Origin of the sequence: Nesterenkonia sphaerica, assembly GCF_005771565.1 — a bacterium.
Classification (GTDB): domain Bacteria; phylum Actinomycetota; class Actinomycetes; order Actinomycetales; family Micrococcaceae; genus Nesterenkonia; species Nesterenkonia sphaerica.
The window spans coordinates 38,064-49,415 of the sequence record NZ_VAWA01000016.1; the positions used below are offsets into that span (position 1 = coordinate 38,064).

10 protein-coding genes are annotated in these 11,352 nt (G+C 66.2%); 6 read left to right on the forward strand and 4 right to left on the reverse strand.

All coding sequences use genetic code 11. From position 1 onward, the window contains the following. Nucleotides 1-88: 88 nt before the first annotated feature. Both aroQ and acs read right to left on the reverse strand, forming a co-directional pair. Nucleotides 89-529, reverse strand: a complete 441-nt coding sequence (gene aroQ / locus FEF27_RS10860; RefSeq protein WP_138170882.1) for a type II 3-dehydroquinate dehydratase — start codon at nucleotides 527-529, stop codon at nucleotides 89-91. A 124-nt stretch (nucleotides 530-653) separates the two neighbouring features. Further along, nucleotides 654-2,645 (reverse strand): acetate--CoA ligase, encoded by a 1,992-nt coding sequence (acs, locus tag FEF27_RS10865; protein WP_138170883.1) that lies wholly within the window; start codon nucleotides 2,643-2,645, stop codon nucleotides 654-656. Between the two features lie 189 nt (nucleotides 2,646-2,834). Here acs and nth point away from each other — a divergent pair, with 189 nt between their 5' ends. The 6 genes from nth to FEF27_RS10895 all read left to right on the forward strand — a co-directional run bounded on the left by nth (nucleotide 2,835) and on the right by FEF27_RS10895 (nucleotide 8,120). Further along, complete coding sequence (gene nth, locus FEF27_RS10870; protein ID WP_138170884.1) at nucleotides 2,835-3,614, forward strand: endonuclease III; 780 nt, start codon at nucleotides 2,835-2,837, stop codon at nucleotides 3,612-3,614. Beyond that, nucleotides 3,607-4,482 (forward strand): NUDIX hydrolase, encoded by an 876-nt coding sequence (locus tag FEF27_RS10875; RefSeq protein WP_138170885.1) that lies wholly within the window; start codon nucleotides 3,607-3,609, stop codon nucleotides 4,480-4,482. Before nth ends, FEF27_RS10875 begins: the two co-directional genes overlap by 8 nt. 109 nt (nucleotides 4,483-4,591) lie before the next feature. Beyond that, a complete protein-coding gene (locus FEF27_RS10880) occupies nucleotides 4,592-5,776 on the forward strand; it encodes a CpaE/TadZ family protein (RefSeq protein WP_138170886.1) in 1,185 nt (394 codons plus the stop codon). Continuing rightward, entirely contained in the window at nucleotides 5,697-6,818 is a 1,122-nt protein-coding gene (locus tag FEF27_RS10885; protein ID WP_138170887.1) for a TadA family conjugal transfer-associated ATPase, read from the forward strand. Before FEF27_RS10880 ends, FEF27_RS10885 begins: the two co-directional genes overlap by 80 nt. After that, nucleotides 6,797-7,552, forward strand: a complete 756-nt coding sequence (locus FEF27_RS10890; protein ID WP_138170888.1) for a hypothetical protein — start codon at nucleotides 6,797-6,799, stop codon at nucleotides 7,550-7,552. Before FEF27_RS10885 ends, FEF27_RS10890 begins: the two co-directional genes overlap by 22 nt. After that, on the forward strand, nucleotides 7,545-8,120 hold the full coding sequence (locus FEF27_RS10895) for a type II secretion system F family protein (protein WP_138170889.1): 576 nt from the start codon (nucleotides 7,545-7,547) through the stop codon (nucleotides 8,118-8,120). The genes FEF27_RS10890 and FEF27_RS10895 overlap by 8 nt, the downstream gene beginning before the upstream one ends. A gap of 63 nt (nucleotides 8,121-8,183) precedes the next feature. On the opposite strand, the gene FEF27_RS10900 is transcribed toward FEF27_RS10895, so the two are convergent. Continuing rightward, nucleotides 8,184-9,428, reverse strand: coding sequence for a cation:proton antiporter (locus FEF27_RS10900; protein WP_138170890.1), 1,245 nt, complete (start codon nucleotides 9,426-9,428; stop codon nucleotides 8,184-8,186). 199 nt (nucleotides 9,429-9,627) lie between these two features. Then, nucleotides 9,628-10,995 (reverse strand): magnesium transporter, encoded by a 1,368-nt coding sequence (mgtE, locus tag FEF27_RS10905; RefSeq protein WP_138170891.1) that lies wholly within the window; start codon nucleotides 10,993-10,995, stop codon nucleotides 9,628-9,630. Nucleotides 10,996-11,352 lie beyond the last annotated feature (357 nt).

The window sequence follows — 11,352 nt, forward strand, 5'->3', positions numbered from 1 at the left end:
GTCATACCGACAAGGCGGGGTCATCCGCAGCGCATGCCGCGGCACTATCCCCGCGCGCACGCCAACGCCCGGCCAGCGGCGCGAAGCCTTACCCGCGCAGCAGAGCCGCGAGGTGCTCCACAGCGAAGCGGTACCCCTGAATTCCAGCCCCGGCGATCACGGCAGCCGCCCGCGGTGAGACGTAGGAGTGGCTGCGGAACGCTTCCCGGGCATGCACGTTCGACAAGTGCACCTCCACCACCGGCAGGCCCACCGCCCCCAGGGCGTCGGCGATCGCCACGGAGGTGTGGGTGTAGGCGGCCGGATTGATCACAATCCCTTCGGCGGTGCCTTGGGCGGCCTGGATCGCGTCCACCAGCGCGCCTTCGTGATTGGACTGCACAATGTCCACAGCGAAGCCGGCAGCGTCCGCGGCGGCGCGGCAGACGTCGTTGGCGTCCTCCAGTGTGGCGGAGCCGTAAATGTTCGGCTCCCGGGTACCCAGCAGGTTCAGGTTCGGCCCGTGCAAAATGAGCAGTCGCCCCGTCATGAATTCGCTCGCTTCCCAGATCCGCGGCACCGGGACCCCGGTGCGTTTCCCGCTCAGACTACTCGACACACGGCGGGGCGCACGAAGAACTGATGTCCCCGTGCGCCCCGCCGTGTGGTCAGGCTCAGCTGGAGTGCTTGGCGCGCATGTCCTCGGCAATCTTCTCCATCACTGAAGGATCAGCCAGTGTGGAAGCGTCGCCGACGTCATCGCCGTTGGCGACGTTCTTCAGCAGCCGGCGCATGATCTTGCCGGAGCGGGTCTTCGGCAGCTCCGGGACCACCAGCACATTGCGCGGTTTGGCGATCGGGCCGATCTCCTGACCCACGTGCTGGCGCAGCTGCTGCTCCAGCGCCTCCACATCGGAGATCGCTTCAGCTGCCGAGCCGGTGAGGATCACGAATGCGACCACTGCCTCGCCGGTGGTGGCGTCCTTGGCGCCCACCACCGCAGCCTCCGCCACTGCCTCGTGAGCGACCAGGGCGGACTCGATCTCAGTGGTGGACATCCGATGTCCGGACACGTTCATCACGTCATCGACCCGGCCCATGAGCCAGATGTCCCCATCGTCGTCGTAGCGGGCGCCGTCGCCGGCGAAGTACACATCACCGAACCGGGACCAGTAGGTCTCCTTGTACCGCTCCGGGTCTTTGTAGATGCCGCGCAGCATCGCCGGCCACGGCTCCTTCAGCACCAGCAATCCGGCCTCGCCCTTGCCGAGGGCCTTGCCCTCCTCGTTGACGATCCCCACTTCCACTCCCGGCACCGGGGTCTGGGCCGAGCCCGGTTTGGTGTGGGTGACTCCGGGCAGCGGGGCAATCATATGGGCCCCGGTCTCGGTCTGCCACCAGGTGTCCACGATCGGAGCCGGGTGCTCCTTGGGCGGCTTGCCCGGCCCGTTGTTGGCGCCGATGACCTCGCGGAACCACATCCACGCTTCGGGGTTGATCGCCTCGCCCACAGTGCCCAGGACCCGCAGCGAGCTGAGGTCGTACTCATCGGGAATCTCCCGGCCCCATTTCATGCAGGTGCGGATCATCGTGGGTGCCGTGTAGAACTGGGTCACCCCGTACTTCTGCACAATCTCCCACAGCCGGCCCTTATGCGGGGTGTCGGGGGTCCCTTCGTAGATGACCTGGCTGGTGCCGTTGGCCATCGGCCCATAGACGATGTAGCTGTGGCCGGTCACCCACCCGACGTCGGCAGAGCACCAGTACACGTCCTGGTCGGGCTTGAGGTCGAAGCTGTCCCGGTGGGTGACCGCATTCTGGGTCAGGTAGCCGCCGGTGGTGTGCAGGATCCCCTTCGGCTTACCCGTGGTGCCTGAGGTGTAGAGGATGAACAGGGGGTGCTCCGAGTCGTGGGGCACATAGGCGTGCTCAGCGGACTGTTTCGGCACCAGCTCATGCCACCAGATGTCGCGCCCGGACTCGAACTCCACATCCTCGCCGTTGCGCTGCACGACGACGACGTTCTCGACCGTGTGCCCGGTCCGGGCCAGGGCAGAATCCACATTGGGCTTCAGCGGAGAGGGTTTGCCGCGGCGGTAGGATCCGTCCGCGGTGACGACCAGCTTCGCCTCCGCGTCGTCGACCCGGGAGCGCAGAGCGTCAGCGCTGAATCCGCCGAAGACCACAGAGTGGATGGCCCCGATGCGGGCGCAGGCGAGCATGGTGACGATGGTCTCCGGGATCATCGGCATGTAGATGGCCACACGGTCGCCCTTGGTCACGCCCAGGGATTCGAAGGCATTGGCGGCCCGGGCCACCTCCTCCTTGAGGTCTGCGTACGTGATCTCCCGGGTGTCTCCGGGTTCGCCTTCGAAGTACAGTGCCACCCGGCTGCCGTTTCCGGCGTCCACATGCCGATCCACGCAGTTGTAAGCCGCGTTGAGCTTCCCGCCCACAAACCATTTGGCGAACGGAGCCTCAGACCAGTCGAGGGTCTCAGTGAAGTCGGTGTCCCAGCTGAGCGTGCTGCGCGCCTGGTCAGCCCAGTAGCCGAGCCGGTCGGCCTTCGCGGCCTCGTACTTCTCTGCGGTGGCCACGGCGTCGCGGGCGAACGCATCACTGGGCGGGAAAGTCTGAACGCTTTCAGTGTCAGGCGTGGTGGTCATGAACGTACCTCCTTGAGCTTCACGGCTGTGTCTCGCCTCACAATAGCGCGGTCCTGCCCCTGGAAGCGAGAGTGATATGGCCGAGTGCTCAGCATCACAGGTGAGCGGTTGATATGCGTCCATGAGCGGCAACCGGTAAGCGTCCGGCGCATGCCCGTTCCGCTCCCGGGGCCGCATAGTATGGGTGTGATGGACAAGACACTGATCGGGAAGAAGCGCCGGGTGCGCAAGGTCAACCGCATCCTGGGCGAGACCTATCCCTACGCGGTCGCCGAGCTGGACTTCAGTAACCCGTTCGAGCTGCTGGTGGCCACGGTGCTCTCCGCGCAGACCACCGATGTCCGGGTCAATTCCATCACCCCGGAGCTGTTCTCCCGCTACCCCGACCCCGCCGCGATGGCCGCTGCTGAGGAGTCTGAGCTGGCTGAGCTGATCCGTCCTACCGGGTTCTACCAGGCCAAGACGCGTGCTCTGCTGGGCCTGGCCCAGGCCCTGGTGGACGATCACGACGGGGAAGTCCCGGGCAGCCTGGAGGGGCTGGTGGCACTGCCCGGTGTGGGCCGCAAGACTGCATTTGTGGTGCTGGGCAATGCATTTGGCAAACCCGGGCTGACGGTCGACACGCACTTTGGGCGGCTGGCGCGGCGACTGGGCATGACCGAGCACACCGATCCGGTCAAAGTCGAGCATGCGGTGGCCGAACTGTTCGAGCCCAAGGATTGGACGGACCTGAGCCACCGGCTGATCTATCACGGCCGCAGGGTCTGCCACGCACGCCGTCCGGCCTGTGGGGCGTGCCCCGTGGCGCATCTGTGCCCCAGCTACGGTGCGGGCGAGACTGACCCGGAGGCAGCCCGCCAACTGCTGAAATATGAGCTCGCCCCCGGGCGGGAAGAGCTGCACCAGAAGCTGATGAGCGGGTCCACTCGCCGCCAGCTGCGCGCAGAAGGGTACCCGCTCAGTGCCTGAGAGATTCCACCACGACGACGCCGCAGCCACCCCAGGTGCCGAAAGGGCCGCTCAGACGCCCGCCCCGCTGCCGCAGACCCAGGCGGAGCTCACCGAGTCACTGACCCAGCTGGTGGGGCACGGAGAGCAGTTCGCTGCGCACAACCCTGCAGACGCGAGCTCGGGGGTGTGGTGGTGGGGGGTGCCTGCCGCTGAGGTGCACCGTCATATGCCGGTGACTGAACCCTCCCGGGAAGCCGCTGTGTTGGCCCTGTTCTGGGTGGGTGAGGGCGGGCCGCAGCTGCTGCTGACCGAGCGTAGCCCGGAGTTGGCCAAGCACCCCGGGCAGATCGCATTCCCAGGTGGGGGAGCAGAGCAGAGCGACGCCGACCTTCCTGAGACGGCGCTGCGGGAGGCCCGGGAGGAGACCGGATTGGACCCCGCGCGGGCGAAGGTGCTGGGCACGCTGCCGGTGGCGCCGATTCTGACCAGCGGGTTCCATGTCACCCCGGTGATCGCCGTGGCGGAGGATCCGGGCCCACTAGCCCCGCAGACAGGGGAGGTCTCCCGCGTGCTGAGAACCCGGGTGGCGGACCTGGTGGAGCCGGCGCACAGGTACACCGCAGTGGTGGTGCACCGGGGGCCGCGGCTGCCCTCCCCAGCCTTCCTGTACGGGGTCCAGGGCGGGGCGGGACAGTCGTCGATCAACGCCCAGCCGCATGCTGAGGCCGGCTCGCTGACCCACGAATATGGTGACTCCGGCGCTTTCGTGTGGGGGTTCACCGGCACCCTGCTGGACCGCATGCTCACCCAACTGGGGTGGGCCGGGGAGTGGGACCGGGGCCGGGAGATTGACCCCCGGCAGTTCCGACGCCGCCCGCCGAACTGAACCGCGGTTCTCCCCAGGGGTTCGCCCGCAGTCACCGGCGCGCCTGAGACCGCACACCCCGGAACGGGCAGCACACGGCTGGGACACTGCTGCGGGCAGGCTTGTTCCCATGACACGGACCAAAGGTGCCGCTTCGCGGTCGAGGCGGTCCTCGGGCCAGGCGGCCGGGGCCTCCCATGCAGAGCCGGTTCTGGTCCTGGTGGCGCAGGACCAACGGCTCCGCGATGAGGTCGCGCTGATCGCGGCAGTGGTCGGAGCCCGTCTGGCAGTCTTCCGGCACTGGGACCAGGTGGACCGCCCCACCGCTGGTGCTGCGGTGGCCGTACTGTGTGCCCCCACATGCCTGCCGGTCATGGCGGCGCAGGTGGAGCCGTGTCTGGTGGTCGGCCATGACGCCGAAGCTGTCTGGCAGGCGGCAGCACAGCGGCCTGGTCTGCTGCCGGTCCCGCTGCCCACGGGGGAAAAGTGGCTCACTGAGCACCTTGCAGGTGAAGTGCTCCACCGCTCCCAGGGGTGGGTGCTTGTGGTGGCAGGTGCCACGGGAGGCATCGGGGTCACCACGTTTGCCTATCTCTGCGCGGCCGAATTGGCGGCCCGCGGTATGCGTCCGCTGCTGCTGGATGCCGTCGGCGGCCCCGGCAGCGGTCCGGCCGATCTCGTGCGCGGGGCTCGCTCCTCCGGTGAGCTCAGCGGCGGGGACCTCGACTGGCAGCAGTTGGAAGCGGTGGAGGGGGAACTCTCGGTGACCCAGTTGCGGGAAGCCGTGCCTGTCTGGGAAGGCATCGGGTTCCTCACCGCAGGTGCCGCTGCGCCCAGCCACGCCACGGTCCGCGCTGCGGCGGTCGCGTCCCGGCGGGGCTACGACGCCGTGGTGATTGACAGCGGCCAGCGCACCGCGGCGCTGGAGAGTCTCGGTGAGCTGGCGCAGGACCTGTTGGTGGTGGTGAGGGCAAGCCGCAGGGGAGTGGACGCTGCCCGGGAGCTGATCAGCACGGTTCCGCAGCGGCGCCTCGGTCTGGCGGTCAATGGGCCTGCCGCACCAGGGTGGAGTGCCGCGGATGTCTCCGCCGCACTGAATACGCGGGTGGTTGCTGATCTGCCGCGGCAGAAGTGGCTGGCCCGTGACGATGAGCTGACCCAGGCCTACGAGCTGCTGCACAGCCGCCGTGGAGCCGAGCTGTTGGGCGGGCTCCTGCACGCAGTGGGTGCACCGGATGCGTGGGGAGCAGATTGCCGCTGTGCGGGAGCGACTCACCACCTCGGCCGGTCCGGTGACAGCCGAACGGATCGCTGAAGCCGTCCGGGCCGAAGGCTTAGCCCTGGGCACCGGCACCACAGCCCAATTGGTGAGAACCTTGCGGAATCAGTTGGTGGGGCTGGGGCCCCTGCAGCAGTTTGTGGACCTGCCCGGAGTCACAGATGTGGTCCTGGACGGACAGGGCAGGATCTGGACTGACGGCGAGGAGGGGCTGGTCGAGACCGGGGCGCGGGTCGGATCGGAGGATCATGCCCGCGCGTTGGCCCGCAGGCTGGTTTCGGTCGCCGGCGGACGGCTCGACGAAGGACACCCCTGCGCGGACGGAAGAATCGGCAACTGCCGGATCCATGCGGTGATACCCCCTATCGCTGTGGAGGGAACAATGATCTCGGTGCGGGTGGCCCGCCGCTCCACCGCGGGATTGGGTGAGCTGGCGCGGCACTGGACTGGCGCTGCACAGTGGGTGGCGGCGCTTCAATCACTCGTGACCCGCAGACGCAATTACCTGGTCTCGGGTGCCACAGGCTCCGGGAAGACCTCGTTATTGGCGGCCATGCTCGGTGAGGTTTCCCGCGGGGAGCGCCTTGTGGTCGTCGAAGACACCACTGAACTGACACCTCAGCACCCCCACGTGCTGCATCTGCAGAGCCGGGAGGGCAACGTCGAGGGGGCTGGGCGGGTCGACATGGGTCAGCTTGTCCGTGAGACCCTGCGCATGCGGCCTGATCGGCTCATCGTCGGCGAGTGCCGCGGTGCTGAGCTGCGGGACTTCCTGACCGCCATGAACACCGGTCATGCCGGAGCCGGAGGTACTGTCCACGCCAATTCGCCGCAAGCGGTGCCCGCCCGGCTCATCGCCATGGGTGCGCTGGCAGGTCTGGCGCCGGAGACAGTTGCGGTGCAGGCGGCTGCGGCCCTGGACGCGGTGGTCCACGTGGAGCGCCGCGGCGGGCGCCGAATGCCGGTGGCGCTCTCCGCACTGGGCTACCAGGACGGCCGGCTCACGCTGGTACCGGCGTTGAGGACCTGTGGAGGCGACGTGGTACGAGGTCCGGCGTGGCAGGACCTTTCCCAGTGACGGCGCTGCTGGTGCTCACCGCCGCAGGGTGTGCAGCCGCCATGGTTCTCGTGGCCGCCCCCACGCCTGCCCGTGCGGCCACAGCCACCCCGCAGCGAGGCCAGCGCCTGTGGATCGCGGTTCAGCAGCTGCGGGGACGGTTGAGCCCCCGACCTGCCCGCGTGCGGCAGGAGGTAGCCCAATTGCTGCGGCACTTCGCAGCGCTGCTCGTCTCCGGCCGCAGTGAAGCGCAGGCCTGGTCTCAGCTGCACGACCTGTGGCGCACCCGAGAGCCCGACCACCCGCTGCGCCACGTCACCGCCCAGATCGCGGGCTCAGAGGCCGCGGGCACGGGCACCGCTGACGGGCTGCGCCGGTACTTGGCCACCGACGCCGGGTCCGACCCCGAGCTGAACCGGCTGCTCCGCCGGCTGCTGGCGGTCACTGCCCTCTCGGAGCAGACCGGGGCACCGCTATCCGAACTGGTCGAACAGCTCGCCGAGTCTGTGGACGAGGCGGCAGAGCTCGCGGCAGCGGTGGAGACTGCGATTGCCGGTCCCACACTGACTCAGCTGATCCTGACGCTGCTCCCAGTGGGCGGGCTGGCACTGGGCCACATGGTGGGTGCAGATCCGTTGGCGATGCTGCTCGGCAGCTGGTTCGGTCTCGTTCTCCTAGGGGCGGGGCTGCTGCTCTTGGGATGTGGTCGGTTCTGGAGCCGTCACATGATCCAACGAGTGAGGCGCTATGCCTGACCCGGTGGTAGTGCTTGCCGCCCTCGCCACGGTGGCTGCCGTCCTGATCGCCCTGCCGCCGGTGACAAGACACAGTGCAGCAGGGAGGTGGCGCACCCGTTTCGGCCTCCGGGCTCGCCGTCGCGCAGAGCCGGTGCAGACTGCTGAATGCGATCTTCTGCTTGACCTGACTGCCGGGCTGCTCTCAGCAGGGGTCGGAATCGAGGCGGCGCTAGATCGCTTGGCTGCTGTGGTCCCGGATGCCCAGCCTTTGGCCGGGGTGCATCGCCGGCTCATCGCGGGGGCGCCCTGGGCCCAGGCGGCGGAGGCGGTGGACGAGCACCCGCAGCTGCACACCTACTGCGAACATCTGAGTTTCGCCTACGCCACGGGGGCTCCCAGTGCTCGGATGCTGCAGGCGGCGGCAGGGCAAGTCAGGTCTCAGGCGCGGAACGCGGCCGCCACGGAGGCGGAGAAACTCAGTGTGAAAATGTTGCTGCCGCTAGCCGTCTGCTTCTTACCGGCGTTCGTGCTGCTGGGTGTGGTGCCGGTGGTGGCCAGCATGCTCCCGGAGGCCCTCGGGATATGAGAAACACCCGCCAGTCGGTATGTGCTTCATGCGCCGCAAAGCGACGGGTTGCGCCCACCTGAGTCAGTGTCTCTGACGGCTAGTCGCCCCGCTCGGCATGTCGTGCAGCTGCAGCCACCGGCTCAGGATGCCGGTGGACGTTCCATGAAGTAGGACGGAAGCTGTGATTGCCAACGTGGCCCACACGAAGATCTCAGGGTGGCCGGTGTGTTTCTGCGCCACCAACGCGTAATACAAAGTGGAGATCCCGATGGGGCCGAACCAACTGAGGAACAGCGTTTCACTTCGATTGTGCAGTGGTTTGAGCAACGGCCGCAGCGTCCACAATGTGACCAATCGGCGCAGGACGACCGCGGCGACAATTATCAGTGCTACTAACCAACCCTGCTGAATCCACTGCTCAATGGGCAGCGCCAGCCCCAACAGTATGAAGGCAGGAAGCAGTAACAGCTGATTGACCGCGTCGTCGATCCTGTCCTCTTCCGCTTCGTCCCGCTCCGGAATCACCTGGGCGAAGACTGCCGCGGCGAGGAAAACAGTCAACAGGCCTTCAGTGTTCAGCAGTTCGGCTCCGCCCAAGACCAGGAGACTGAACGGCACCACAAACACCAAATATGACGATTGGTCCATCAGCCCCCTGTTCTTCACGTAGATGAACAGATGTCCCATGAGGAACCCTGTGCCCAGACCGAAGAGCGCCCCGCCCAGGATCTCCCATGTCAGGACGGCGACGAGTTCTTGAGGTGCCGTGGCCGAGCCGGTGAATAACAACACCGCCAACATCACAAAAAAGTGTGCTAAGCCGTCATTGATGCCGCTCTCCGCGGAGAGGTTGTGCCGGATTTTCTCAGGAATTCGCTTCTCAGCCAGAGGCCCGGTGACGATGGGAGTGGTGACGACCGGATCTGTGGGCGTCAGCACTGCCGCCAACAGTAAGGCTGCGAACAATGGCACCTGCAGCCCTGCCCAGAGCACTCCAGCCGCGACCAGCAGCATGCCGGCCATGCCCAGCCCAATGATGACGGCAATCCAACGAATGTTGCGCCGCCAGTATCCGTGGGGAAGTCGAAGCGCGATCCCTGCCAGGCTCAACGCCAGGGTAATGCGCGCTGCTTGCTCCAGCAGTGTGCTGGGCGGCGGGCCGAAGTCTTCGAGGCGCATGACATCCAGCGCGAACGGACCCAGAAGTACTCCAAATGCTAAACACAGTGTGGGGGCCGGGAGAGACAGACGCTGCCAAAGAGTGGAGAACAGTGAGAACAGAACAACAAACCCGGCGAAGAGCGCAAGCACTACGTTGACATCCATTGTTCAACTTGTCCCTTCAGAACAGGTCTTCAGGCCGCCGGGTCACCTCACAAAGGGCAATAGCAGTGTACTCCGTGCCTGGGTGGTCATCGTGAGGCCTCCGGCGGGCCGCCCGGGAGGTGCCGGAGGCCGCGATGTGGGTCTTGGCCCCCGCCAGCGAAGCGCGCCAGACCAACCCCCAGATCCGAAGAGCCGGGGCCTACCAGACAGTCAGCGCTGAGGCGGCTGTACTGAGCTGGTCACCGAGCACAGCATTAGCGATCAAGAAGTAGATCACCAGACCGGTGGCGTCGACCAGCGTGGTCACCACTGGCGCCGAAAACACCGCCGGGTCGATCTTTAACCGAGTGGCGATCAGCGGCAGGATTCCACCGACACTCGAGGCCCAGAAGCAGACGGCCAGCAATGTCAGAGAAATGATCAGCCCAATGTCAGTGCCATAGAAGATCGAGGCGATCGGGAACCCGACAGCTGCCAGCATCACACCGAGGAGCAACCCCACCCGGGCCTCCCGCCACAGAATTCTTGGCAAGTCTCGGAACCGGACTTCCCCCACGGCGAGTGCACGGATCATGGCGCTGGCTGCTTGGGAGCCCGCGTTACCGCCGGTGTCGATCAGCAGCGGGATGAACAGGGCCAGCACAACCATCGACTCAAGCGTGTCCTCGAAGAACTCCAGCACATTGACCGTCAGCACTGCTGCGACCACCAGCACCAGCAGCCAAACGGCTCGGCTTCGGGCCAGCCCGAACACCGTGGCCGCCAGGTACGGCCGGCCGAGCGGTTCAGCACCACCGGCACGGTAGGCGTCCTCCGTGACTTCCTGTTCCAACGCTTCCATGGCGTCGTCGACGGTGATAATTCCGATGACGCGGTCTTCGGAGTCCACCACGGGGAGTCCGAGAAGGTCTGCGTCCTGGATGAGGCGTGCAGCAACTTCCCGGCTCTGATGAGCAGTGACACTGTAGGTGTCGGTGAGCATCACCTCTTGGACGGGGGTGGCCTGTGGGCTCGTCACAATGTCACTCAATGAGACGAGGCCCACTAGCCGCCGCTGCTGGTCGGTGACCGGCAGCACCGAGTATTCATCGGAACGGCCCGGTCGGTCCTGCAGCTTCTGCAGGGCCTCCTCACGCGTCGTGTCAGGAGAGACGGTGACCACGGCCGGGACCATCATGCGCCCAGCGGTCTCCGGTCCGTAGCCCAACAGTTCTGCTGTGGTGTCTCGTTGCGCTCGCGTCAGGCCCTCCATGAGCCGTGTGGCAACCTTGGCCGGGACTTCATCCAGAAGGCGGGCACGTCGGTCAGCTGGCATCGCTGCAACGAGCTCACGCACGCGTTCTTCTTTGAGCCCCTCAAGGAGGGTGCTTTGGTGTTCCGGGTCTAGGCGCTCAAACACCTCGAGCGCTTTGTCCTTCTCCATGAGCCGAAACGCGATGGCTTGCTCGGAGGGGTCTAGACGGGCAATCTCCTCGGTCACCCGCACAGCATGATTTTCCTGGACCCAGGTGCGGACCTGGTCGGTGTCATTGGTGTGAATCAGATCGGCCAGGACATCTGTGGACATGGCAGTGCTCCTCAAGTATCGGGACCCACGGACACACTTCTCCCTCCACGCTCTCAGGCGAGAGAAGAAGGCGTGCGGTCAGAAGGGTTCTTGCGTGGCTTGGTCGTTGACCATAGGTGGAGGGCGCCGAACGCCAGAGAAGCTCAAAGGCTCGTTAGCGAGCGAGATGAGAAAATCCAGAGGGGAGCAGACAACTGGCGGTCGACGCTGAGACTAGGGCATGTCTCCTATATGTGAGGTGATTCCTGCGGCAGTCTGGGGTCATGCCTTCTTCGGCCACTTCTCGCTATCAGCAGCTCACTGATGAGCAGTGGGCGCGTATCGAACCGCTTCTTCCCTCCAATGAAGGCCGCAAGG